Consider the following 26278-nt stretch of genomic DNA (forward strand, 5'->3'; position numbering starts at 1 on the left):
AAATCAAGTTATTTTAATTTCATTATTCGATCAGATTGACTAATAATATCTGTTACCCGTACTCCGAAATTTTCCTCAATGACAACGACTTCGCCTTCTGCAATCAACTTGCCATTAACCAAGATATCAACTGGTTCACCTGCAAGTTTATCTAACTCAACAATGGATCCTTGAGATAAGTCAAGAATATCTTTGATGGTTTTCTTTGTCCTGCCTAGTTCGACCGTCACTTTAAGAGGAATATCCAATAACATGTTCAAATTACTTTGTTCGTTGCTGGATAATTGTGTTGGTTCAAATTCTGCGAATGTCGCCTGTTCAATTGATGCATCTTGCTGATTGTATGTATTACCTAGAAATTGAGGTTGATTCCTCTTGTTATCAACACGATCATCAAAGGATTCCCGATCCATAAACGTGGAATCAACTTGTTCATTGGATTCTATTGATCTATCTGGTATTTTGACAGGATTTTCTACAATAGTTGTAGCTGCAGTTTCCTCTTGCACAGGTATGTCGATCGGCTCCGAATCTCCTGTATCCAACAACTGATTCACTAATTCTTTAGCAAAGCTAAGAGGAATCAACTGCATCATATTTGAATCAATCAGGTCACCTACGATAAGCCTGAAAAACACTTTTACATATACATCTTCTTGAAATATTTCTTTTGCATCACTTTCAATTGTACCTTCAATAATTGTTGGTGGAGAAATATCGACTGTTTTATTAAACACGGTCGACATACTTGTTGCTGCAGTTCCCATCATCTGATTCATCGCTTCTTGAACTGCACTCAAATATATTTCTGGTAAAGATTCATCTGGGTTTGTGCCATCTCCTCCGAGCATAATATCTGCAATTATTGCAGCATCTCTAGCTTTTATAACGAGTACATTTCTTCCACTGAATCCTTTTGTATAATCGACCTGAATACTAACAGGTTGAAAAGTTAATTCACCTGCTAATTCATCCTTTTCAATAATACTAACGGAAGGAGTAGTGATTTCGACTTTCTGGTTAAGTAAAGTGGAAAGTGCAGTAGCAGAACTTCCAAATGAAATATTCCCAATTTCACCGATTGTATCAATCTCTATGTCTGATAAGTGTATAGATGGTTCTGCTTCGTGGTTTTTATCATTTTCTGTACTTATATTTAATAATGCATCAATTTCATCTTGAGATAACATACCGTCATTCATGGGTGTTTACCCCCTTTTCAATTTCTTCCAATATTTGTACGGCTATTTTTTTCTTTAGTTGACCAGGTTGTACATAAAACTTAGGTTCTTGATTAATCGTCAAAGTTAGTGGGTCACCAATTTGTTGCTCTAGAGAAACAACATCATTTATGCCCAGCTTTAAAAATTCATTAATGGTTATTCTTGTTTCGCCTAATATTGCTTGAACATCTACTTTCGTTGTTTGGAGATTGCTGCTAAGCTTTTGAAAAGCTTCCTCATCTCGTTCATCAGTCGTGTTATCCATCCAATAGTGGGCAGATAATTTAGGAATGATTGGCTCTAATAATGTGTGTGGAATACATAAATTAATCATTCCTGAAGCTTCTCCGATTTCGGCAGACATAGATACGACAACTACTGTGTCATTAGGTGCCACCATTTGAATAAATTGTGGATTTTCTTCAAATTCTTCGAGTACTGGGGATACATCTACGAGTGAGGACCATGCCTCTTTTAACGTCCCTGTTGCCTTTTCAAATATCTGATTTAATAGTATCTTTTCAATTTCAGTGAGGCTTTCCGTTTTTGTCACTGAAGTCCCCTTACCACCAAGGATACGGTCTAGCAATGCGTATGCAACATTAGGGTTGATTTCAATGACCATGCTCCCTTTAAGTGGTGACATACTATAAATGTTCAACACGGTTAAAGATGAAATCGAGCGGATAAATTCCTCATATGGCACTTGGTCCACCGATTCTACACCAATATGTACGTAAGTGCGTAACTGTGAAGATAGGAAAGTTGTCAACATTCTCGCATAGTTTTCATGGATTCTTGAAATACTGCGAATCTGATCCTTTGAAAACCGTAACGCCCGTTTAAAGTCATATACACGGATTTTCTTTTCCTCTTCTTCTTTTTTTAATTCTTCTGCATCCATTTCACCTGATGTGATTGCAGAAAGTAATACATCAATTTCATTTTGAGAAAGAATTTCCTCCATCTTGTAACCTCACCTCCAAGCAGGAGCCTTTTACTGCAATATCTTATTAATGGTATAGACTTCCGTAACGGCACCATCAACCATCACTTCATTAAGTCTATCTTTAATAGTTGCTTCAAGTCCTGTTAAACCTTCTTTGAAATCTTCTTCGTTCATAACGGCTAACTCTTTAATTAAAATATTTACTAATTGAAAGTCCCGTTTACTAACTTCAGCGTGAGCGTCTTTTCCATCTGTCAAAATCTGAAATTGAATTCTGACAAAAGTACCGTCCTGCAAGTCTGTAGTAATTTCCGGGGTTTGATAGGAATATTCGACAATCTCATCAATCGTCAATTCTTTTTCGTCATCTGCCCCTTCTACATTAAGAATAACAATAATGAATGCAATGGCAGCAATTAATAGGATAGCTAACGATGTCATCATAATCTTTACTAATTTACTCATTCTGGTCACCTACTTGTTTATATACCTGTTGCAGGCCAATTTCTTTATAATAATTTTGAATCAATACGAGCACTTCTTCAGGCGGATTTTGAACGATTACTTTCTTGCCATTGATTAAGGTGATCGTCGTATCTGGCATCGCCTGGACCTGCTCAATTAAAAGTGCGTTTAAAGAAAATAAATCGCCGTTCAACTTCTTCAATTGAATCATAGATTTGGGCGGGAGTGCCTATACAGTTCAAGCACTCCCTACCTCCTTATTATCGTTTTAGATTTACTAGTTCTTGTAGAATTTCATCAGACGTGGTAATTATTCTCGAATTCGCTTGGAAACCACGTTGTGCAGAGATCATCTCTGTAAACTCTTCTGCTAAATCAACATTGGACATTTCTAAAGAATTGCTGATTATTTGTGATGAAGTACTTTCTTCAGGCAGTACTCTTTCAACTCCACCAGAGTTTTGCGACTCTCTATATAAATTATTTCCTTCTTTCGTTAGGCCAGTTGGGTTCGCGAAGTTGGCAAGTCCAATTTGCCCTGCTACTTGATTCTCCCCGTTGGCATCAATGTAATTAACCGTTCCATTTGTTGAAATATTGAAACTTTGTGCATCTAACGGAATACGAAGCACACCCGGAGCGTTACTGTCGACAGGATTCCCATCCACATATTCGAAACCTACTAAATACATACCTTCTGAGTTTACAATAAACCCACGGTCATCCAAGTAAAAGTTACCAGCTCTTGTATAGAAACGGTCTTCTACTTGTGCTGCATTTCCACCGCCGGCAGCATCAAAATTAATCGGAACAAAAGTATTTCCCTCACCATTTGGGGTTTCAACAAGCACAACTTCAAACATCCCATCTCCCTGAATGGAAAGGTCTAGTGGATTGTTTGTTGTTTGACGAAACCCTTGTGTATGAATGTTATTAATCGTACCTAATTGTGCCCCTAGTCCAATCTGAGAGGCGTTCACACCACCACGCGCACCAGTCGATCCTTGTGCACCCGATGCTGTTTGACTCATCATTTCTTGGAACGTAACTTGTCCTTTCTTAAAACCTACTGTACTAACGTTTGCAATGTTGTTCCCGATGACATCCAATTTAGTTTGGAAGTTTTTCATACCTGAAATTCCAGCATACATTGATCGTAACATTTTTCATTTCTCCTTTAATTGTTGTCAATTTGATTAGCTATTTCTATCTGTCCATAGCTATGAAGGCTTCCTTTACAGGTCCAGCCTACTCATCAATTAGAATGGTACCGTTAATATTCGTGAATATTCGGCTATCATTCTCTCCACGGTCCATAGCGGTTACCACTGTATTATTTTTTGCACTGATTAATAGAGTTGCATTATTCAAAACAACCAGTGAATCAGTGACGCCTTTCTGTCTAGCTTCATTTACTTTTTCGCCAATCGTGTGCCAAAGCTTTTCAGGAATATCGATATTCCGCTCACGAATCCGCTCTGATGCATGCTTGCTTATTTTAAGTGGATGTTGTTCATTTAGAACTTCCCTAAATGTAATACTCGGTTTTTTTTGCTTTGGCGGAATGGAAGTGGGAAATTGTACTGCATGCTTTGGTACTTGATGTATCCGATGGTCCATACCATTCACATCCTTTTAATTCTTATTCGTTTCCCTTGCTTTTCACTGTTATCACTGCATCCGCGTAAATCTTATCACCGTTCTCTAATTCTAGAATAGCCCAACCATCCTTTTGGCTCACAGCTATCACTTCACTTGTTTTGTTTTCTGAAGCTTCTTCTGGAGATGCTAGATTTTCCTTTTCATAAGAAACAACTTTTCCAATCATATGGCTATATTCAATTACTGGTGAAATCAATTGACTTTGCACTAGCATTTCAATCGAATTCGTCATATTCATGATTTGCTCAAGGGAAGAAAGTTGTGTCATCTGAGCTACCATTTCTTTACTATTCATTGGATCGGTTGGATCCTGTTGCTGCATTTGAGCCATCAATATTTTCAGAAAACCTTCTTTATCAAGTTGTGGATTTGGTTCCCTTGTTTTCGTTTGATTAGTTAAGAATAATGACGGATCAATTTTATTCATGGTTTTCACCTACACTTTTTCATTGAGAATTAATTCTTCAAACATTTGAGAGAAAGATTGTTCTTCATCTTTATCTTCACCTTCAGATGCAGATTGGTGACTCGATGACTGTTCTTGATGTTGATTATCTTCATCATATTGATTCTGTGCTTGTTGAGTCACATTATCTTGCCTTTCAACGACGACCTGATGTGGTGCAAACATATGCCTTAATTGCTGCATGTTGCCCTCTAACATCTCTTTTGCAACTTTAGTTGTAACCATAATTTTAACAATGATTTCGCCGTTTACTTGTGTAAATCGCACCATCATTTCCCCAAGATTAGCAGGTCTTAACATAATAGCTAATTGTCCCTTTGGCTGTTGAAGAGCAACCTTATTCACATCAATCAAACGATTAAATTGCTCCATAAACGATTCAGAACCTAACTTACTTTGACTTCCAACCGCTTGTGGAAGTTGGATGACATGTTGTTCAACGTTGGATATTGGAAGTTGAGCAGGTACTATGTAGGAATTTGCAACCTTTTGGCTATAGGCACCTAAAATTTTCCCTAACCAACGAATCACATCTGTGGTTGTTACCTCTGATTCCAATGCATATATATTCTTAGTATGTAGATTAGTTTTTTGTTGGTATAGTTGGACAAGTTCTTGCCAAACACTCCTCAATGGAGTATTGCTCTCTTTCAACGACAACTGAGAAATACCACTTTTACCGTCTATTTGTTGCCAAGCTTCCAAATATCGAAGTAACTTAGGTGCAAGAGTTTCAATATCAGAATCGTCCCTAATCTGACTTAAAGCCTGCTCGATTTGTGTTAAAAATTGAGCCACACTTTCCTCATTTGGTATTCCTATAGCTTGACTATTAATCTGACTCATACTTAACGGTATTAGAAGACTATCATCCATACCGTTTTTGCTACTATCATTGAATAGACTGGAGAACTGCTCGATTGGGTTAATAAAATCTTCCTGCTCTACCTCAGGTATCGATCTGAAATAAGTTAGAATTTGTTCTACTAGCTCCCCTTTATTAACTTCAGATAGGCTTTCTTCTTCCATTTTCTCTGAAGACAAATAAGACTCTATTATACTAAGTAGGTGATTAACATTCTCTATAGACTCACTATAAGATTCTCCCATTACTTCCTTCAACTCTGATAAAAATAATAGAAATTCCGCTTCCTCAAGCTCCATTAACTTTGAACGGACGTTGCTTAATGATTCTGCCTCAACCGTATTAGTAGCAACTCGTGATATAGGTTCATTACTATTTTTTTTAGTTAACTTTTCATCAAGTAGATGATGAAAGTTTGACGTTTGGGAGCCACTTTCTGCAGTCGTTGTCGCTTGCTTTTTTTTACCTATAGGAGTGTTCATCTCTCCCATTGGCCATAATAACATTTTCGCTTGAATTGTATTCACCTCCCCTCAAAATTCATTCAGTTAATTTAGCATTTCACTTGCAATATTAGCTGCAAGTTCAGCATCCATCGCTTCTAAAATACCACCACGCACGTCGTCGGAAAGTTCTTTAAGAATGAGTATAACTTCTTCTTGAGTCATATTGCTGAGTATATCTGCTGCTCTAACTGGTTTCATTTCCTCAAAGGTTTTTGCAAGGTTTTTAAGCGATACTTCACTTTCAATTTCCTCACTATCACTGTCTACATGATTCTCAGACTCATAGCGGGAAATGGTTGCCTCTTGTTTGGATAATTCAGTCTCTAACTCTTCAATTGTTGCCTCTAAGTTTGTCTTGAGCGTGTTCAATTGATCAAGCTCTTCATTTCTCGATTGTAGTTCTTGGTTCAAACGCTCCAGCTCTTCCTCTAATTGGTCTTCTTCTTGACTCGTGATCAAATGAGAGATTACTGGTGTATTGCTCCCTGTTTTCTTTACCCAGTCTACGATATTGAACCCTGAAAAACTTAAGATAACTGCAATAATAATCAACACTATAATCAGTGGTATAACAATCGCAAATAAAAACCATAGTATCGGGTTCATTTTCTTTTTTTCTGTTTGCTTTTTCGACGTCATTCTGTTCACCTATTTTTATTACTTAAATATTGATTAATCGAAATCTCGTCTAAAAAGGCTTTTTCCTTTTTAGCCAGTTCATGAAGTTCGTCTTGCTTTCGTTTATCAATAATCGTTTCAAATTTTTTTACTTCTATGTATGCATCAGATAAAACCTGTTGCTTCTTTTCCATCTGGTTTCTAGCAAATTGAACTTCCCGTTGAAGCATATTTATTTCATTATTTAATTTTTCAATGTATGCGATTTGTTCTTTGATTCTCTCAATCGGTGTCGCTTGTTGGATAAACTCATCGTATGACGCCTCAGCAAACTCCTTTTTTTTCAACAAGTGATATAGTTTTGTAGCGACCTCTTCAAAAGCTTCTTGGGAAGATAAAAATGCTTTCTGCGCAATTTTTTTCTCGTTTTCCCGAAGGTGCAGCACTTTAGTTAACGAAACTGTTTGTGACATTAGGTCATTCCTCCATTAATTAGACGATACAACTTGTCTATCGCTTCCTCTAAAGTGATAAATTCATGAATATCCTGCTGTAAGAAATGTAGGATTTTGGGATAATAGTTTATTGCTCGATCAATTTCTTGGTTCGAACCTTTTTTGTAGGCACCGATATTTATTAATTCACTATTCTCTTCATACACTGCCATTATCGCTCGTATTTCTTTTGCAATCTCTTTATGCTCTGCATTTGCTATTTGATTCATTACACGACTAATGGATTTTAATACATTTATTGCTGGATACTGGCCGCGTTCGGCAAGTTTACGGTCCATTACAAAGTGACCATCCAGTATTCCTCGCACCGCATCAGCAATCGGTTCATTCATATCATCACCATCCACAAGGACAGTATAAAAAGCTGAAATAGCACCATTTTTATTTGTTCCAGTCCGTTCCAGTAATTTGGGTAGGATTGAAAAAACAGAAGGGGTATATCCCTTTGTTGTTGGTGGTTCGCCAACTGCAAGACCAACCTCCCTTTGTGCCATCGCTACTCTAGTCACAGAATCCATCAATATGTTCACTTGCAACCCAAGATCACGGAAGTACTCACTGATTGCTGTGGCAGTATAAGCTCCTTTTATGCGCATTAGTGCGGGTTGATCCGAAGTAGCAACTACTACAATTGATTTTTTTAATCCTTCCGGTCCCAAGTCTTTCTCAATAAACTCACGTACTTCCCTGCCCCGTTCACCGATTAACGCAATAACATTTATATCTGCATTACTATTGCGAGCAATCATTCCAAGTAATGTACTCTTACCTACACCACTCCCAGCAAACAAACCAACCCTCTGACCTTTCCCCATCGTTAGTAACGTATCAATAACTTTTACGCCTACTTGATTTACTTCATATATGGGAGGGCGTTCCAAAGGGTTTGGCGGGGTTTGCTCTGTCATATATGTAGATAAGCCACTAGGCAATGTAGAACCATCCAGAGGCTTCCCTAAAGAATCCACAACCTGTCCTATCAAGCCTCTACCTACTTTAATTGTTAAAGGCTTACCGGTTGATTCAACTAAACAACCTGGACCAATCTCGGTTACATCGCTATAAGGCATTAGTATGATATTTTCATTATTAAAGCCAACAACTTCTGCCAGTATTGGTTTCCGTTTTTTAGTAGCTGAATGAATAAGACATACTTCACCAATATTTGCCTCTGGTCCTTGGGACTCAATCATAATTCCGACAACTTGCGAGACTTTACCGTATCGTTTATAAGGGTCTGTTTTGTCAATTGTGAGAAGATAATCTTCTATCATCATTGTTCTTTCTCCCGTACAAATTCTTTCAATGCGAGACGGATTTCTTCAAGTTGAGTGTCAACAGAAGCATCAACTTTACCAAATGGATGTTCTATCACACAACTATGTTCTTTTAATTCATCATTAATATATAATGATAGCTTCGTCTCTTTGCCTAATGACCGTTTAAGCTCTTCCTTTTGTTCTAAAACTGTGTGGTAATTTACAGGATGTAAATATATTGATACTACTGGTTGATTTTTAATTTCTCGTAGGGCAGCTTGTACAATTGGCACGAAGCTGCTTGGGTCATCTCGTAATTTATCAACTAGAATCTTTTCCGCTGTATAAATAGCCAGGTCAATAATCACATTCTCCGTTTGTTCCAGTGTTCGTTGATAGTCCACTTTTACAAGGTCGACGATGTCATTTACCTCTGTAATTAAATTCTGGTATACTTCCCTGCCAGATCGCACTCCTTCTTGATAGCCAATTTGGAACCCCTGTTCTCTTGCTTTATCAATCAACTGACTTTTCTCGATATGCCAATTTTCTTTTTCCGCTTCTATTTCAGATTGAACATTCTCAAGCAATGCTTTCTGCTGTTGTTCAATTTGTAGGAGTTCTCTTTTTAGTTGTTCAAGTTCAGCTGAAGTCTTTTTTATTTCATCCTCAGGGTTTGTTTCATTCATACTTTTTCTGATTTGTTCAATCGGTTTGATTTTTATTTCTCTACGAGGGAGCTCATTGTTTCTCAATTTAGACAATGATATCGTCCCCCCCACCCCTTGCGATAACAATTTCACCGATATCTTCTAATCTGCGGATGGTTGATACAATATTGGTTTGTGCTTCTTCCACATCTCGTAAACGGACTGGTCCCATATATTCCATTTCTTCTTTAAATGTTTCCGCCATTCGTTGTGACATGTTATTAAATATAATATCTTTAACTTCTTCACTAGCAACTTTTAGTGCGAGACGTAAGTCATCATTTTCCACTTCACGAATCACTCGTTGAATAGCCCGGTTATCGAGAATGACGATATCTTCAAACACGAACATCCGCTTCTTGATCTCCTCAGCAAGATCTGGATCTTGGACTTCTAAAGTATCAAGAATGGTTCTTTCTGTACTACGGTCGACTCCATTCAACACTTCGACAACCGCTTGGATTCCACCAGTCTGTGTGTAATCCTCTGTTAATGATGCTGACAAATTACTTTCAAGTACACGCTCTACCTGACTGATGATTTCAGGTGAAGTAGAATCCATTGTTGCGATTCTTTTTGCTACATCAGCTTGCATTTCTTGTGGTAATTCAGAAAGAATCTGACCTGCTTGTTCAGCGTCCAAGTAAGATAATACTAGTGCAATGGTTTGAGGATGTTCATTTTGGATAAAATTAAGTACTTGTTGTGGATCAGCTTTTCTTGCAAAGTCGAATGGTCTTACTTGTAAAGAAGAGGTAAGACGGTTAATGATGGAGGCAGCCTCCTGTTTGCCAAACGCTTTTTCCAGCACCGTTTTTGCGTATCCGATCCCGCCTTGAGTGATAAAATCTTGAGCAACTGCAATTTGATGAAATTGCTCAATGATCTCGTCCTTCATCACTGAATCCACTTTTTTCACAGAAGAAATTTCTAAACTTAATTTTTCAATTTCTTCATCCGTCAAATGCTTATACACTTGTGCGGAGACATCGGGACCAAGGGAAACTAATAAAATCGCCGCTTTCTGTTTCCCACTGAGTTTATGTCTTGCCATTAACAATTTCCTCCCTAATCTTCACCAATCCAACTTCTTAATAACTTCGCAAAGTCTTCCGGTTTCTCCTGAGCAATTTTTTCTAATTGTTTTCTTCGGACAATTGACTCATCCTCTTTTTGTTGAGGTAAATCTGGCACATCTTCCGAAAACTCATTAAGTGAAATTTCTTCAACTACTTCCTCAGTCTCCCCTCGGCGACTACGAATAAGAAGGAAGATTAATAGAATGATAAGTACTAGTAATATCCCTGCCACTATATATACCCATGTCGGTATGGCCGGCGATTCCGTTTCTTCCATAACCGGATTACCACTAAATTCTTGAAATACGATTGAATACTTATTATCTGTTTCCACTTCTCCATAAGTTGTGTCAATTGACGTGCTGACAATAGATTCTAGAATAGATCCTATGCCTTCTTCTACATCACTCTGTTCCTGTAAAGTTAAGAACTCAGTTTCTTCCCCGTTAACATCTTTCACGTTGTCCACGGCAACTTGAATTCCCAAGTCACGAATTTTGTACGGACTTTCTACAATTTCTTTCCGTATACGATTGAATTCATAATTGATCATCTCTTTGTCAAATTCATAATCTCCATTATCGCCAGAAGCCGCACCAGGATAATTTGGTACATCATCCTCTCCCGCGCCTACTGTACCACCTTCTGGAGGATTCCCAGTGTAAGATTCTTGGATAGTTTCTAAACTGACAGGCAACCCTTCCATATTTTCAATATCTACCGGCTCAACTAGTTCTTCAACTCGGTTTTCTTGTGTAAAATCAATATCTGCGGTAACCGATACAATAATGTTATCTAGTCCTACCATCGCACCTAGCATTTGTTGCAGTCTACGTTGAATATCTCGCTCAACATCCTTCTTCACGGTTTGTTGATATGTATGTGAATTTTGTGTTGCATATTGAGATGTGCTATTCAGATCAAAGTACTCAAAGTATTGGTTCATAATCCCGATATTTTCTTCCGTAAGATTAGGAACTGCTTTTGAAACCAAATGATAGAGCGCACGTATTTGATGTTCCTCAAATTGATAACCTGGTTGAGTATGCAGTACAATGGCAGCTGATGTTTCTCCTGCATTGTCGCCAACAAACACCGTTTCTTCCGGAAGATTGATCATAACTTCTGCTTTTTGAATACCTTCGATGCTAGTGATTAGATTAGCAAGTTCTGACTGCATTGCATCAAGTTTCATCATATTGAATTCATTATCAGTGATACCGAAAGACGAATTCTCGCTAAATATGGAATAATCGATATTACCATTATTCGGTAGACCTTTACCTGCCAATTCCACCAGCAAAGTGTCCACTTGATTTTCTGGAACGGTAATGGTTGTACCACCGTCCTTCAATTCATACGCAACACCTCTAGAATCCAATTCCGCTTTTATTTGACTTGCTTCCTGCACGGATAAATCCGAATACAATGGAACCAATTTCTCTTTGGAATTAAACGTAAAAAAAGAGATGGCAATGATAACTAGGATGCTTGCAACTGCCGTCCCAATATATATTTTTTGATTTTTTTTTGATTGCCTTTTCCAAAAGTCCTTAGATGAATCTTTCCAATGTAATAACTTTTCCTTCATAGCATCCTCCACCAATGTGTACGCTAAAGCGATTATTTTTCTCTATATCGCAATATACCAATTATTAAACTAGACTTGCATCCTCATTACCTCATTATAAGCATCGATTACTTTTTGTTGGACCTGAACAGTCATTTCAAGTGTAATACTCGCTTTTTGAGCTGTAATCATAACGTTATGTAAATCCTTCACTTGTCCTGTCGCTAACATATTAGTCATTTGATCCGATTTATTTTGAGCTTCATTTAGTTTTTCAATTGCCCCTTTTAGTGTGTTTGCAAAGTTTGATTGTGCTTCAGCTGGGGTAGACTTGTTTGTAGATGTAAGTATCCTTTCAGTCCCAACGTTAGGATTTAAATTAATATTCATTATGGCAACTCCTTACTCCCGTTATTTACCAATCTCTAGTGCCTTCATGAGCATCCCTTTACTAGCATTTAATGCAGTAATATTCGCTTCATAGGACCTGGTTGCGCTCATAAGGTCAACCATTTCTTGTAAAGGGTCCACATTAGGCATTTGTACGTAACCAGTCTCGTTAGCATCTGGGTGGTTTGGATTAAAGACCATTTTAAAAGGTGTCTGAGCTTCCGTGATAACTGAAGCTTTCACACCTGATGTCTCGATCCCGTTATTTCTTGCAGCATTAAAATGTGATTTAAAGCTGCTTCCATCGCTGTTAAAAGAAACTAACTTTCTACGATAAGGCTCCCACTCTCCATTTTCATTCACTCTAGCGCGTGTAGACTCGCTATTCGCAATATTTGAGGATACGACATCCATACGTAGACGTTGTGCGGTAAGTGCACTAGAACTAATATTCATACTATGGAAAATAGACATCCCTATCTCCCTCCTTTAATTACAGTTTGAAGACTTCCGAACTTTCCATTGATTCGATCAATTAAACTATTATAATAGATTTGGTTTTTAGCTAACTCAGACATTTCTTTATCAATATCAACATTATTTCCATTATGGTTGTAAGTCGTACGGTTGTTTGTAATTATTTGATGGCCCGCTCCTTTAGAACTGTTAAAGGGGATATGCCGTGGATTTGTACGCTTTGCATGAAAAGAATTACTGAGGGTATCGTTCAATACTTCTTTAAAAACCACTTCTTTCGACTTGTAATTTGGTGTGTCTACGTTTGCTATATTGCTAGAAATCGTACGGTTTTTCGTAGCTGAGTAATTCAGCGACTGCTCTAAGTTGGATATAGTTCCTCCAAACAAGTCCATGTCAACTTCCTCCTAATTAAAAAGTATCATTCCTACGGACATATAATAGCTAACTCCTACGAACATTGTATGTTAATTCATTATCAAAGTCTATCTTTTTCGCTAATTTACTCCAACTTTCGACAAAATAATTATAAAATACCAGTTCTTTAGCACTAAATTTCAGTTTTAATTATTTGAATTTTGGCTGAAAAATGGTTATTTTGCTGTTTTTGGTACCAACATTTCCATATTATACCATAGATTTGTTATCTAGTAAATTTTGTAGGGGTATAAATCCTTATTAATATAACTAAGTTTTTCCCCAAAAAAAATTGGAAAACACTCATTTGAATGTTTTCCAATTTAATATATAAGCATCAGCTAAACGCTGATCACATTATTCAGCAGCCCAAGATAATCAAACCTCTCAGCTTGTAACTTCTTATCTAGAACGTAATTTTTCTAATTCTACAAGGAACTTGTCATTCAATACTTTAATATACGTCCCTTTCATACCTAGAGAACGAGATTCGATGACACCCGCACTTTCTAGCTTACGAAGTGCATTTACAATAACTGAACGTGTAATACCTACACGGTCTGCAATTTTACTTGCAACAAGCAGGCCTTCATTACCATTAAGCTCTTCGAAAATATGATCAATTGCCTCAAGTTCACTGTAAGATAGAGAGCTGATAGCCATCTGAACAACTGCTTTACTTCTTGCCTCCATCTCGATCTCTTCTGTTTTTTCTTGTAAGATTTCCATACCTACAACAGTTGCACCATATTCTGCAAGTAATAAATCATCATCATTAAAAGCCTCTTCCACACGGCCTAGGATTAACGTACCAAGACGTTCTCCACCGCCAAGAATCGGAACAATAGTCGTTAAACCATTCTGAAATAGTTCTTTGTTCTCTACCGGAAACACAGTTTGCGGACTATTTATATCTAAGTTAGCTGTTGTCTCATATACGTTATATAAACCTTGAGTATAATCCTCTGGGAACTGTCTTTGCTCCAGCATATTCTTCATGCGCTCATTTTGAATTTCTTGGCTTACTGCAACTCCTAAAAGCTTACCTCTCCTGCTGACGATATATACGTTACCGCCAATTACATCTCGTAGAGTTGCGGACATTTCGTTGAAGTTAACTGATTTACCTGCCGCTTTTTGTAACATTGCATTAATTTTTCTTGCTCGATCTAATAGTTTCATGATAATCCTCCATTTGCATTTGAATTTTTATAATATAAATTGACTTAAGTCCTTGTTCTTTACTATATTTCCTAGTTTTTGATCCACGTAAGCAGAAGTGATATCAATTCTTTCCAGGGTAATATCCGGTGCCTCGAACAATAAATCTTCGAGTAATTTTTCCAAAATTGTATGGAGTCTACGTGCACCAATATTGTCAGTATCCTGATTCACTTGGTATGCTACTTCCGCAATACGTTCAATGGAATCTTCTTTAAATACAACTTCTATTCCTTCCGTCCTTAAAAGAGCCTCATATTGTTTTGTTAGAGCATTCGAAGGATCGGTCAGTATTAGTTTAAAGTCCTCTACGGACAATTTCTCCAATTCGACACGAATCGGAAATCTTCCTTGTAATTCAGGTATTAAGTCGGATGGTTTTGACATATGAAATGCACCGGCAGCTATAAAAAGAATGTGATCTGTTTTTACCGGCCCATGTTTGGTCACAACGGTAGAACCTTCCACTATCGGCAAGATATCGCGTTGAACACCTTCCCGAGAAACATTCGCCTGCTCTTTTGCACCACCGGCAACCTTATCGATTTCATCAATGAAGATGATACCCGCTTGTTCAGCACGCTCAGTAGCCTCCTGGGAAACCTCTTCCATATCGACTAATTTCTGTGCTTCTTGTTGAGTCAATATTTTTCTAGCTTCCCGAACAGGGACCTTTCGTTTTTTCTTTTTAGTTGGCATGAATTGTCCAAATGCATCTTGCATATTCATCCCCATTTGTTCCATACCCGAACCCTGCAGCAAGTCAAACATGGAGGGCGGAGTTTCGGTAATTTCAACCGTTACTATCTTATCCTCCAACTCTCCAAGTGCAAGCATACGCTCTACTTGTTGACGTTTATTTCTAACTTCCTCATCCTGCGTGTCATTCTGTGTTTCACTATCATGAGGAGTTTGATTGAAGAGCATCTCAAACGGATTTTTAATGGATGTCTGCTTTTTAGTCTGAGGTACGAGTAAGTTGACTAAACGTTTATCTGCTTCTTTTTTCGCAGCATCTTGGACTTTTGCCAACTTCTCCTCTTTTACCATTCGAACCGACATCTCAACCAAGTCTCGAACCATGGATTCTACATCTCTGCCGACATACCCAACTTCAGTAAACTTTGTTGCTTCAACTTTTACAAATGGTGCTTTTACCAACTTAGCAAGTCTCCTTGCAATCTCAGTCTTACCTACACCAGTTGGTCCGATCATCAAAATGTTTTTCGGTACAATTTCATCTTTGATTTGCTCATCCAGCTTCATCCGTCGGTATCTGTTTCTTAGGGCTACTGCTACAGAGCGTTTGGCATTCTTCTGCCCGACAACGTACTTATCTAATTGTTCAACAATTTGTCTTGGAGTAAGCTCCATCCCCATATTTTGGAAATACCTCCTATTAATTAAGTACCTCTACAGTCAGCTGATTATTTGTATAAACATCAATCTCTCCAGCGATTTCCAGAGCAGTTCGCGCTATTTGTTCGGCAGACAAACTATTTGCATGTTTGACAAGTGCTCTACCTGCACTCAAGGCGTAATTCCCACCCGAACCGATAGCGAGAATTCCGTCATCAGGTTCTATTACTTCCCCTGTTCCGGAAACAAGATACATACTTTCCTTGTTCATGACGATCAACATCGCTTCCAGCTTCCTGAGCACTCGGTCACTGCGCCATTCCTTAGCCAGTTCAACGGCCGCGCGGGCCAAGTTCCCATTATATGCATTCAAATTGCTCTCAAACTTTTCAAAAAGTGTGAATGCATCTGCAACAGAACCGGCAAAACCTGCTAAAACTTGGCCGTTATACAGTTTTCGTACTTTTTTTGCTCGGTGTTTCATCACTACTGCATTCCCCATTGTGACTTGACCGTCACCACACATGGCACATGCACCATCATGTTGAATAGCGAATATCGTTGTGGCATGCATCTCTTGGGTCAATTCCCATCACCTCGCATCTGATTTAACTAATTATCATTTGCCCTCGGGTGTGTCTTCATATAAACCTCACGCAAATGATCTTTTGTAACGTGGGTATAGATTTGCGTGGAAGATAGATTTTCATGCCCTAATAACTCTTGCACAGTACGTAAATCTGCTCCTTCATTCAATAAGTGGGTAGCAAATGTATGACGTAATTTATGTGGATGGAGGTTTATTGTAAGAGCAGCGGTTTCTACCATCTTATTCAGGATGAGTCTGATTCCTCTTGTAGTGAGCGGATTTCCCCTTGCATTCAGAAATAAGGCATCCGTTTGTTGATTTGATTTTTCAACTAAACTTAAACGACCTTCATTAATATATGTTTCAAGAGCTATCTCTGCAAATCTCCCAAAAGGTACATATCTTTCTTTTCTGCCTTTCCCTCTAACAAAAATGGTTCCAATAGTAAAGTCGATGTCACCTAGCCGCAATCCCTGACATTCACTTACACGGATTCCCGTTCCGTAAAGAACTTCCAACAATGCTTGATCTCTTTGACCAAGAGGCTGCGTCATGTCATTCACCTCAAAAAGCTTTTCCAATTCCTCTTCATAAAGAAAACCAGGAACGTTTCGTTCTTGTTTTGGCAAATGGATATGAATGAACGGATTGACTATCGCATCATCCTCTCTCTCCAAATACTTGAAAAAGCTACGAAGAGATGAAATTTTTCTGGAAACGGATTTTCTCGATAATTGTTGATCATATAGTTGAGTAAGATATAAGCGGACTACTTGTGCATCCACATTGGAAAGATCAGTAATTCCTTCTCCTTTCAGAAATTGGTGAAAGGAGTGAAGATCGTCTTGATAATATTTGATAGTATAAGGGGAAGCATTTTTTTCAATTTGTAAATAAGCTACAAATCCTTGACAATTTTGTACAAAATTCTCCAATTCTTCACCCCATATTTTTCCTGAATAAATAATAACATAGCCTATCTTCAAAATCAATTGATTTACCAAAATTAAAACAAAATTCAGAATCGGTCTACATTATGGCATATCAAAATAATTCGACTTATTCACTCGGTCTAGTTTGTTATTTTACCCACCACCTGGTAATTATATTCATTTGTAATACTCGAGTCAATCAGAATATATTAGATTTTTCTTAGAAAAATACAATTTGGTGAACATTTTGTGAATATATTTTTACATTGACGAGCAGCAGTACAAAAATTCCGTTGATTAGTATCTCATATTTCAGGAAAATTACCAAACAAAACAATACTATCAATTATATTATTATCAATATTGCCATTCTATTCCATATATATTCATGCTTTGAAAGAATTTTTAAGAAATAGCGAACAATCCAAATGAATTATAATTACGTTAAAACCACGGCAAAATAAAACTAGCCGTTCGTATCATGGAACAGCTAGCTTTGTTCTACTTCTTTATAGTCACAATTGGTACATTGGACTTGAGTTGCCTTTTTGACTTTCTTCTCCACTAAAAGTGATTCGCATTTTGGACAAGGACGCGCAATTGGTTTATCCCATGATACGAAATCACATTCCGGAAAGCGATCGCAACCATAGAACACTCGGCGTTTTTTCGATTTACGTTCAACTATATTGCCTTCTTTACATTTCGGGCAATCTACACCAATTTCTTTCAATATCGGTTTTGTATTGCGGCAATCCGGGAAATTGGAGCAAGCCATAAATGTACCATACCGACCAAGCTTATAGACCATTTCATGTCCACACTTTTCACAATCTATGCCAGCAGGTTCATCTTTAATTTCGATTTTTTCCATCTCTTCTTCCGCAAAACTTAACCGTTTTTTAAAGTCTTGATAAAACTCATCAATAACTTTTACCCATTCTGTTTTTCCTTCTTCAATTGTGTCTAAATCTTTTTCCATTGATGCAGTAAAATCCACATCGATGATTTCAGGAAAATACTCTTCTACGGCTTCACTTACAATTGTTCCTAATTCTGTTGGAATAAATCTTTTGTTATCGATAGAAACATAGCCTCTTCGTTGAATGGTATCTAATGTCGGCGCATAAGTGGATGGCCTTCCGATTCCCAATTCTTCCATCGCACGGACTAGTCTTGCTTCTGTAAAACGTGGTGGAGGTTGAGTAAAATGTTGATTCGGGTTAATTTCTTTTGAAGTTACTACTGTTCCTTCTTCCAGTTCAGGAAGCAGTTTATCTTCCACTTTTTTATTGTCGTCGGTACCTTCAACGTAAACCTTCATAAATCCACTAAATTTCACCTGCGAACCGGTAGCTCTAAACTCCACCTCATTATTTTTGAGATGTACAGTTACCGTGTCCATAATAGCTGGTGCCATTTGGCTCGCAATGAACCTCTCCCAAATCAGTTTATACAGTCGATATTGATCATTGCTCAGAACATCTTTCAAAGAACGTGGGTCACGTAAGGCGGAAGTCGGACGAATAGCCTCGTGGGCGTCTTGGGCTCCTTGCTTATTCGCAGTATCCTTTTGAGAGCCTACGTATTTATTTCCATATTTACTCTCAATATATTCCTTCGCTTCTTTTTTTGCAGTTTCAGAGATTCGTGTAGAATCTGTACGCATGTAGGTAATTAAACCGGTAATGCCTCCTGCTCCTCTTCCAAGATCAATACCTTCATAAAGTTGCTGAGCCACCATCATTGTTTTTCTTGCTCGGAAATTTAATTTCCTAGCTGCTTCTTGTTGTAGCGAAGAAGTAATGAACGGTTTTGCGGGATTACGTTTTCTTTCTCGTTTATTTACCTTATCGATAAGGAAACTATTTCCCTTCATTTGTTGTTGAATCTTTTTGACATCTTCTTCTGATTTCAATTCTTGTTTTTTACCGCCTACTCCGTAAAAAGCTCCTTCAAAAATTTCTTTTTCCTTTTCAAAAACAGCTTCAATTGACCAATACTCTTCTGGTTTGAAATTTTCAATTTCTTTTTCTCGGTCGATGATCATCTTAAGTGCAACAGATTGCACCCTACCAGCACTTAGTCCTTTTTTCACTTTTTTCCAAAGCAGAGGACTAATATTGTAGCCGACTAATCGATCAAGTATTCTCCTCGCTTGTTGGGCATCTACTAAGTCATGATTAATGGATCGTGGATGTTTAAACGATTCTTTGATAGCATCCTTGGTAATCTCGTTGAAAACGACCCGACAATCGGAATCCCCGTCAACATTGAGTGCATGGGCCAAATGCCAAGCAATTGCTTCACCTTCGCGATCCGGGTCAGCTGCAAGATAGATTTTCTTCGCCTTTTTTGCAGACTTGCGAAGTTCTTTCAACACTTCACCTTTACCACGGATGGTAATGTATTTTGGCTCGTAACCATTCTCTATATCAACGCCCATTTGGCTCTTAGGCAAGTCACGAACATGACCCATGGAAGCTTTAACTTCATATTTTTTTCCTAAATAACGTTCGATTGTTTTGGCCTTAGCAGGCGACTCTACAATCACTAAATAATCTGCCATACTGTTTCCTCCTAAAATGAGGTTGTAAAACAAGTTCTGATAAATTGAATTGATTGACGAGGACAATCTTGTCCAAGCCATCAATTTTCCAATTGAATGAATGAAGGTATAAACTTATACCTTTAGGATTTACATTATTTCCTCGAAGTTTTTTAAAAGTAAAGATTTCAAGCAAACTGTTAAAAGTGAAATCCTCACTTATACTAATGACTTAATCTTGTTTTGTCAAACTTATTATCTAAAATAACTATTTATCTCATCAATAATTGAAGTCTTTTAGTTAGATGTGCTAACTGCTGTATTTTCTTTCCCATACTCCTGCTGCCTCAACCATTCTTCACGTATATCATTGGCATGGTGGGTCAATTTTGCACCTTCTTGTATCAGGAGATGGCAACCTTTCGTTTGTTGAATCAGAGGGGATCCTGGTACAGCAAAAACTTCCCTACCCTGCTCCAACGCTTGGTCAACGGTAATCATTGTTCCACTTTTTTCCATTGCTTCAATCACAAGTGTACCAAATGATAGGCCACTAATAATTCGATTGCGCTCGGGGAAATGGTACCTCGCAGGTTTTGTAAAAGGAGGGTACTCGCTAATAACGAGACCTGTTTGAACAATCTCTTTAAATAATGGAATATGTTCTGACGGATAAATATATTCGAATCCGCCACCTAAAATTGCAATTGTCCTACCTTTTAACTTTAAAGCGAGCTCATGTGCATAACCATCAATTCCTCTTGCCATCCCACTGACAATAACCCAATGCTCCTTCACCAGTGGCGTAAGAATATAATCCATTTTTGGCCTTGCTTCCATTGATGGTTTTCTAGAACCTATCACACTAAGCAATTTATTCTGCTTTAGTATTTCTATGTCGCCAAGACAGTATAATACCATTGGAGCATCCTTTATCGTTCTTAACACAGCTGGATAGGTTTCGTCAACTATTGTAATTATTTTGTATGTGTTAAGTGCATCGATAACAATTTTTCTGAGGTGTGGGTCACGGAGGGTTTGATACAGATGGGTTGCTGTTTTCATTGGTATAGAGTAATGGAGATTCAGTTCCGCAGGGCTAAATTCATATATCGATGATAAAGTGGGATCCTTCGACAAAAATTGACGTAATAACCGTCTGCTTAAAAGGTTAGTCATGGAGAGATGGATTAATCGGTAACGGGTTCGTTTCATTTACTCACTTCCTCTTATATTTATTAGAAAAAAGGGCCAAAAGTCAGCACTTTTAGCCCTTTTACTACAGGTATCACATAAGTCATACCGTGCAAAAATCATCATTTAAGCTCATTGTATGATTTATAGCTTAATGTGTCTTACACTTTTCCGCCAATCCTTTTTCTTTAAGGAGTTTGATCATTGTTTCGCCCATGACGGAAGGAGTTTCTGCAACCGCAATTCCACATTCCTTCATCACACGATTTTTCGCTTCAGCAGTTCCTTCGCCGCCAGAAATGATTGCACCAGCATGCCCCATTCTTTTACCTGGAGGTGCTGTTGCTCCGCCAATGAATCCAACTACAGGTTTTGTCATATTCTCTTTTACCCATTGTGCAGCTTCTTCTTCGGCTGTTCCACCGATTTCACCAATCATGATAACTGCTTCAGTTTCAGGGTCTTTATTGAATGCATCCAACACATCAATAAAGTTTGTACCGTTAACAGGGTCGCCACCGATCCCTACTGCGGTAGTTTGCCCGTATCCTGCTTCAGTCAATTGATGTACAGCTTCATATGTCAATGTACCTGAACGGGAAACAACCCCAATATGACCTTTTTTATGGATATATCCAGGCATAATACCGATTTTACATTCATCAGCCGTAATGACACCTGGGCAGTTTGGACCAATTAATCGCGTTTTCTTACCTTCCATATATCGTTTTACTTTTACCATATCTAATACTGGTATATGCTCGGTAATACAGATGACAAGATCTAGCTCCGCATCTGTAGCTTCGATGATTGCATCCGCAGCGAATGGAGCAGGTACGTAGATTACAGATGCTGTAGCACCCGTAGCCTCCACCGCTTCCTGAACAGTGTTAAACACCGGTACACCTTCGACTTCTGTTCCACCTTTTTTCGGAGAGGTACCTCCAACAATTTTTGTCCCGTATTCTAGCATTTGCTTCGTATGAAATCTAGCAGTTCCCCCGGTAATACCTTGGACAATTACTTTTGTATCTTTATCAACAAATACGCCCATATCGTTTCGTCCGCCCTTTCTCCAAAATTACGTTTTTCTGATTTCTAATTTGAGTTATTTTACTAGAGAAACAATTTTCTGTGCCCCATCAGCCATGGAGTTCGCTGGTGTGATATCTAAACCAGATTCGTTTAGAATTTTCTTACCTAAATCTACGTTTGTTCCTTCTAAACGGACTACTAACGGAATTTGTAAGCCAACCTCTTTTGTAGCGGCAACAACTCCCTCAGCAATAACATCACATTTCATAATTCCACCGAATATATTAACAAAAATCCCTTTAACATTTGGATCTGAAAGGATGATCTTAAACGCTTCCGTAACTTTCTCAGCCGTAGCGCCACCTCCAACATCAAGGAAGTTTGCCGGATCGCCACCATAATATTTGATGATATCCATCGTTGACATGGCAAGACCTGCCCCATTAACCATACAACCAATGTTTCCGTCAAGCGAAACATAGCTTAAGTCATGTTTGGAAGCTTCGATTTCTTTTTCATCTTCTTCATCTAAGTCACGTAATTCGACAATGTCTGGGTGACGATATAACGCATTATCATCAAAGTTCAACTTTGCGTCCAATGCCAATACTTCTCCGTCACCAGTTGTAACGAGTGGGTTAATTTCAGCAATCGAGCAATCTTTAGCGACAAACGCTTCATATAATGAAGTCATAAATCCGACTGCTTTATTTATTAATTCATGCGGGATATTCATATTGAATGCCAATCTTCTAGCTTGGTAAGGTGCTAGTCCAACTACAGGATCAACAACCTCTTTAAAGATTTTCTCAGGTGTTGCCGCTGCAACCTCTTCAATTTCGGTTCCTCCTTCTTCGGAACCCATTAGCACGACACGGGATGTTGCTCTATCAAGAACCACACCTATGTAATATTCTTTTTTAATATCGCAGCCTTCTTCAATCAAGAGTCTTTTAACTTCTTTACCTTCCGGCCCAGTTTGATGCGTAACAAGTACTTTGCCTAGTATTTCATCAGCATATGTACGAACCTCATCCAAACCTTTAGCTACTTTGACTCCTCCGGCTTTTCCACGTCCCCCTGCGTGAATCTGCGCCTTTACTACAGTTACATCAGTTCCAAGCTTTTCAGCAGCCTCTACCGCTTCATCAACGGAATAAGCTACATGCCCTCTAGGAACTTTCACACCAAAATCGCGCAGTAATTCTTTAGCTTGATATTCGTGAATGTTCATCTTTCATCCTCCCCAACATATTAAATGCAATTCCATTGTATTAAATTAAAACCGTTTTCACAAGAGATAAGAGATATGAGATTGTAAATCTTTTATTCATTCACTCTTTATCTTCCAATTGTTTATCTGTTTCATAGATAAAAGCGAATACTTCAGCGACAACTTGATAAAGTTCCTCAGGTATATATTCATTCACATTCAATTCAGCCAATAGCTCTACTAATGAGGAATCTTCAACGACTGGGATATCATGCTGATCAGCAAGTTTAATAATTTCTTCAGCGATATATCCTTTTCCAGCTGCACTTACAAATGGAGCGGAGTCCTTATCTTTGTTATAACGTAGGCTCACGGCCTTCCTTTGGCTTTCCATCATATACGAAAATCCACCCCCTGGCTATCATCCCTGCGATATGCTTCTTGACCGATAGAATGCTTCTCCTTCTCTTTCAACTTTCTAAATTGAATAGAAGATAGCCGATAATTTAAAGCGTCCAGACCTGTTTCAAGTTTTTCTTTAAATTGTTTCGAAATGACTGGAAGACCTTTTGTATTATTAAAAACAGTAATTGCCACAGCCCGTTGTTGGATGTTTACATCAATCACCGTCTCTTTAAGCTTCTCTAATTCTAGGTAAAAAATGATTCGACAGTAATCAGGGTCAATTTCTCCATCTTCATTTTTCTTACCTTCGAATTCAAGGGCGAGATCATTGACGAGCCCCAATCTTTCTGCAGGAAGCTGCAGAGCAGCCTGTACAAAAGTTGCCGTATCATTGACGCTTTGTATTTGTACTCCTTGAATGACGTTAAGTAATCTTGAATACTGATCCTGGCTGATATACTCCTGTCCTCCTATTAGCTGGAGTAACAATCCTTTTATCGTCTGTTGTAAGTTACTGGGAACCTTCTCAGTTACCAAGCGATGTTCATAGTCCAAACCCAACATTGTATATGATTGGCGGATATGCTCAATAAACTTCTCTTTCGTAGAGAGTTCCAAAAAGTTCTCTTGTTCCATCGTGGTCCTTGCTAAGCGTAATATATGATCCAGATGCTCCCCATTATTTAATGCTTGCAACCCTCGGTATACAGCTAAAATATTTTGCTGTGATTGAAGTAGAGAATTTAAAGTTTGATGGTGGTTTTGCGGAATAAAAGGAAAAATGTGCTGTTTCAACTCGCTTTGCAATGAATTCAATAACTCACCTGATAATGCGTTTCCTGTTGCTTGTTGAAGCATGATTCTCGGAGTCCATTTATCTAGGAATAATTGCACTGCTTTCGTAAATTCGTTTCTTCGTGAATCGATATGATAAAATACCCGCAGAATATCTCGGTCATTCAATTGAATAGGGAGTTGATTAGTGGGATTAGTTAGATTTTTTCCCGTAAAATGACTCCATTCTTTGACCCATGTTGTAAAGTCCACCTTATGTGAAATAAAGCCTAAACCTTTTAAGATCCGATACATCGCATCGTTATTAGATTTATTTTGGGTGTTGATATATTGTAATAATCCATCCCGAAAGCTCACTGGCTTTTCAGTTAATTTATCAATCATTTCAAGCAGTTGCCGCTCCGTGTTGACAAAATGTCTGTCTAAATTCCTCCTATTTTCACTAGTAAGAAAGTTCAAGTTAGAAGAGGAATGCTCCTTTAAGGCAGTCAATTCCTCACTAATACTTGTCGACTTGCTAGCTAAAAGAGACTGAAAAGTAGATTCAGTAATCGGCAACTTTTTTAAAATCATTTCAAATAAAACCATGGAAACCAATCCACTATTTTTCTCCCCCTTTAGGAGTTGAATAGCGGATTGAAGCTCAGCTTTATCAAAAGGTATAGCATAATTTGTAAGCAGTTGCAGCAACTGCAAATTTTGCTTTGAGCTCTTAATTCCAAGACTTTTTAATAGTTTGGCTAAATTGGTTGTTTCTTCTCTTTTCAATTGGTCTCCAAGCACTCTTAATTGCAGCATACTTGCATTTGCAGTAACCTGAAAATGATATCTTGCTCCAAGCTCTAATCCAACCTCTAGCTTGGCAACAAAACGGTTTCCACCAAGACTGATTTCAGCCTTATTTTCCGGATAAAGTTTTAGTACTTTCCCCTGAATGATTTGACCTGAACGGAGTGGTACTGGACCATTGCGTATTGGATTTAAAGAGGGCATGTTTGATACTTTGGAAAAATGCAATGGTGAAACCTCCTTTATTGACCAATGAATTTCCGGACTGGTGCGAAAGATCTACGATGATATGGAGACGCACCATACCTTTCTAAGCTTTCCATATGTTTTTTTGTACCGTAACCCATATTAGAATTAAAGTCATACATCGGGTATTCATTATGTATTTTTCTCATTAAACGATCACGTGTCACCTTAGCCAATATACTTGCAGCTGCAATAGTAATACTTTTTGCATCACCCTTAACGATTACATCAAACGACATAGTCAATTGAGGTAAGGCAACTGCGTCAAGAAGCACATGATCAGGCTTTTGCGATAAACCATCAACCGCTTGATACATAGCAAGCTTTGTAGCTTCCAGTATATTTAAATGGTCAATTTGTTCGTTGGAAATCACTGCCACATTATAACTAACAGCTTGTTCTATGATGATGTCAAAGAAATTCTCTCTTTCTTTTTCCGTAAGTTGTTTGGAATCATTCAAGCCAAGCAGGACAAAATCATCCGGTAAAATAACAGAAGCCGCGACTACAGGCCCCGCTAAAGGACCACGCCCAGCTTCATCTACACCCGCTATATATTGATGACCGTTATTCTTAGCATGTTTCTCATATGTCAACATTTCTTCAAAGTTAGCAAGCTGTTGCTCTTTCTTTAATTTTTCTTTCTCATATTTATGAAGGAGAACTTGAACCCCTTTGCGTTCATCCCGCTTTAATTGCTCTATTAATTCCTCCGTGATTTCATTATGTTCAAACATCTGTCTTATAACAGCAATCGATTTAGTATTCATATTCAACATTT

28 protein-coding genes are annotated in these 26278 nt (G+C 38.1%); all 28 read right to left on the reverse strand.

All coding sequences use genetic code 11. The features are described from left to right. Positions 1-8: 8 nt before the first annotated feature. The 28 genes from fliY to rnhB all read right to left on the reverse strand — a co-directional run bounded on the left by fliY (position 9) and on the right by rnhB (position 26267). A complete protein-coding gene (fliY, locus tag M3210_RS02025) occupies positions 9-1202 on the reverse strand; it encodes a flagellar motor switch phosphatase FliY (protein WP_251510751.1) in 1194 nt (397 codons plus the stop codon). After that, positions 1195-2190 carry a flagellar motor switch protein FliM gene (gene fliM, locus M3210_RS02030; protein WP_251510753.1) on the reverse strand — a complete coding sequence of 332 codons (996 nt, stop codon included), beginning with the start codon at positions 2188-2190 and terminating at the stop codon, positions 1195-1197. The genes fliY and fliM overlap by 8 nt, the downstream gene beginning before the upstream one ends. Before the next feature lie 30 nt (positions 2191-2220). After that, positions 2221-2637: a flagellar basal body-associated protein FliL gene (fliL, locus tag M3210_RS02035; RefSeq protein ID WP_251510755.1), complete on the reverse strand. Its 417-nt coding sequence runs from the start codon at positions 2635-2637 to the stop codon at positions 2221-2223. Beyond that, complete coding sequence (locus M3210_RS02040) at positions 2630-2848, reverse strand: flagellar FlbD family protein (protein WP_251510757.1); 219 nt, start codon at positions 2846-2848, stop codon at positions 2630-2632. The genes fliL and M3210_RS02040 overlap by 8 nt, the downstream gene beginning before the upstream one ends. 49 nt (positions 2849-2897) lie before the next feature. Next, positions 2898-3800 carry a flagellar basal body rod protein FlgG gene (gene flgG / locus M3210_RS02045; protein WP_251510759.1) on the reverse strand — a complete coding sequence of 301 codons (903 nt, stop codon included), beginning with the start codon at positions 3798-3800 and terminating at the stop codon, positions 2898-2900. A gap of 85 nt (positions 3801-3885) precedes the next feature. Beyond that, positions 3886-4257, reverse strand: a complete 372-nt coding sequence (locus tag M3210_RS02050; protein WP_251510761.1) for a TIGR02530 family flagellar biosynthesis protein — start codon at positions 4255-4257, stop codon at positions 3886-3888. 22 nt (positions 4258-4279) lie between these two features. Next, positions 4280-4726 (reverse strand): flagellar hook capping FlgD N-terminal domain-containing protein, encoded by a 447-nt coding sequence (locus M3210_RS02055; RefSeq protein ID WP_251510763.1) that lies wholly within the window; start codon positions 4724-4726, stop codon positions 4280-4282. A gap of 9 nt (positions 4727-4735) precedes the next feature. Continuing rightward, a complete protein-coding gene (locus M3210_RS20570; RefSeq protein WP_251510765.1) occupies positions 4736-6157 on the reverse strand; it encodes a flagellar hook-length control protein FliK in 1422 nt (473 codons plus the stop codon). A 21-nt stretch (positions 6158-6178) separates the two neighbouring features. Continuing rightward, complete coding sequence (locus tag M3210_RS02065; protein ID WP_251510768.1) at positions 6179-6775, reverse strand: MotE family protein; 597 nt, start codon at positions 6773-6775, stop codon at positions 6179-6181. A 5-nt stretch (positions 6776-6780) separates the two neighbouring features. After that, on the reverse strand, positions 6781-7227 hold the full coding sequence (fliJ, locus tag M3210_RS02070) for a flagellar export protein FliJ (RefSeq protein ID WP_251510770.1): 447 nt from the start codon (positions 7225-7227) through the stop codon (positions 6781-6783). Then, positions 7227-8546: a flagellar protein export ATPase FliI gene (fliI, locus tag M3210_RS02075; protein WP_251510772.1), complete on the reverse strand. Its 1320-nt coding sequence runs from the start codon at positions 8544-8546 to the stop codon at positions 7227-7229. Before fliI ends, fliJ begins: the two co-directional genes overlap by 1 nt. Then, entirely contained in the window at positions 8543-9292 is a 750-nt protein-coding gene (fliH, locus tag M3210_RS02080) for a flagellar assembly protein FliH (RefSeq protein WP_251510774.1), read from the reverse strand. The genes fliI and fliH overlap by 4 nt, the downstream gene beginning before the upstream one ends. Further along, a complete protein-coding gene (fliG, locus tag M3210_RS02085; protein WP_251510776.1) occupies positions 9285-10292 on the reverse strand; it encodes a flagellar motor switch protein FliG in 1008 nt (335 codons plus the stop codon). Before fliG ends, fliH begins: the two co-directional genes overlap by 8 nt. A gap of 14 nt (positions 10293-10306) precedes the next feature. Next, complete coding sequence (gene fliF / locus M3210_RS02090) at positions 10307-11908, reverse strand: flagellar basal-body MS-ring/collar protein FliF (RefSeq protein WP_251510778.1); 1602 nt, start codon at positions 11906-11908, stop codon at positions 10307-10309. 69 nt (positions 11909-11977) lie between these two features. Beyond that, positions 11978-12277, reverse strand: a complete 300-nt coding sequence (gene fliE / locus M3210_RS02095) for a flagellar hook-basal body complex protein FliE (protein WP_251510780.1) — start codon at positions 12275-12277, stop codon at positions 11978-11980. 21 nt (positions 12278-12298) lie between these two features. Then, positions 12299-12751, reverse strand: coding sequence for a flagellar basal body rod protein FlgC (gene flgC / locus M3210_RS02100; protein ID WP_251510782.1), 453 nt, complete (start codon positions 12749-12751; stop codon positions 12299-12301). Positions 12752-12753: 2 nt separating this feature from the next. Next, complete coding sequence (gene flgB, locus M3210_RS02105; RefSeq protein WP_251510784.1) at positions 12754-13149, reverse strand: flagellar basal body rod protein FlgB; 396 nt, start codon at positions 13147-13149, stop codon at positions 12754-12756. Between the two features lie 424 nt (positions 13150-13573). After that, a complete protein-coding gene (codY, locus tag M3210_RS02110) occupies positions 13574-14353 on the reverse strand; it encodes a GTP-sensing pleiotropic transcriptional regulator CodY (protein ID WP_251510791.1) in 780 nt (259 codons plus the stop codon). A gap of 27 nt (positions 14354-14380) precedes the next feature. Beyond that, positions 14381-15772, reverse strand: a complete 1392-nt coding sequence (hslU, locus tag M3210_RS02115; RefSeq protein WP_379597045.1) for an ATP-dependent protease ATPase subunit HslU — start codon at positions 15770-15772, stop codon at positions 14381-14383. Between the two features lie 19 nt (positions 15773-15791). After that, positions 15792-16337 (reverse strand): ATP-dependent protease subunit HslV, encoded by a 546-nt coding sequence (hslV, locus tag M3210_RS02120; protein ID WP_285853512.1) that lies wholly within the window; start codon positions 16335-16337, stop codon positions 15792-15794. A gap of 26 nt (positions 16338-16363) precedes the next feature. Continuing rightward, positions 16364-17275 carry a tyrosine recombinase XerC gene (gene xerC / locus M3210_RS02125; protein ID WP_251510793.1) on the reverse strand — a complete coding sequence of 304 codons (912 nt, stop codon included), beginning with the start codon at positions 17273-17275 and terminating at the stop codon, positions 16364-16366. A gap of 487 nt (positions 17276-17762) precedes the next feature. Then, positions 17763-19841, reverse strand: a complete 2079-nt coding sequence (topA, locus tag M3210_RS02130; protein ID WP_251510794.1) for a type I DNA topoisomerase — start codon at positions 19839-19841, stop codon at positions 17763-17765. Between the two features lie 276 nt (positions 19842-20117). Continuing rightward, positions 20118-21035, reverse strand: coding sequence for a DNA-processing protein DprA (gene dprA / locus M3210_RS02135; RefSeq protein ID WP_251510796.1), 918 nt, complete (start codon positions 21033-21035; stop codon positions 20118-20120). Between the two features lie 130 nt (positions 21036-21165). Further along, entirely contained in the window at positions 21166-22068 is a 903-nt protein-coding gene (gene sucD, locus M3210_RS02140) for a succinate--CoA ligase subunit alpha (RefSeq protein ID WP_251510798.1), read from the reverse strand. Positions 22069-22122: 54 nt separating this feature from the next. Beyond that, positions 22123-23283 carry an ADP-forming succinate--CoA ligase subunit beta gene (sucC, locus tag M3210_RS02145; protein ID WP_251510801.1) on the reverse strand — a complete coding sequence of 387 codons (1161 nt, stop codon included), beginning with the start codon at positions 23281-23283 and terminating at the stop codon, positions 22123-22125. Positions 23284-23383: 100 nt separating this feature from the next. Beyond that, positions 23384-23659, reverse strand: a complete 276-nt coding sequence (locus M3210_RS02150; RefSeq protein ID WP_251510803.1) for an EscU/YscU/HrcU family type III secretion system export apparatus switch protein — start codon at positions 23657-23659, stop codon at positions 23384-23386. Continuing rightward, positions 23656-25479, reverse strand: a complete 1824-nt coding sequence (locus M3210_RS02155) for a TP0910 N-terminal domain-containing protein (protein WP_251510805.1) — start codon at positions 25477-25479, stop codon at positions 23656-23658. Before M3210_RS02155 ends, M3210_RS02150 begins: the two co-directional genes overlap by 4 nt. 14 nt (positions 25480-25493) lie before the next feature. Next, entirely contained in the window at positions 25494-26267 is a 774-nt protein-coding gene (gene rnhB, locus M3210_RS02160) for a ribonuclease HII (RefSeq protein ID WP_251510807.1), read from the reverse strand. Between the last annotated feature and the right edge of the window lie 11 nt (positions 26268-26278).

This window comes from Oceanobacillus luteolus (assembly GCF_023715655.1).
Lineage (GTDB): Bacteria > Bacillota > Bacilli > Bacillales > Amphibacillaceae > Oceanobacillus > Oceanobacillus luteolus.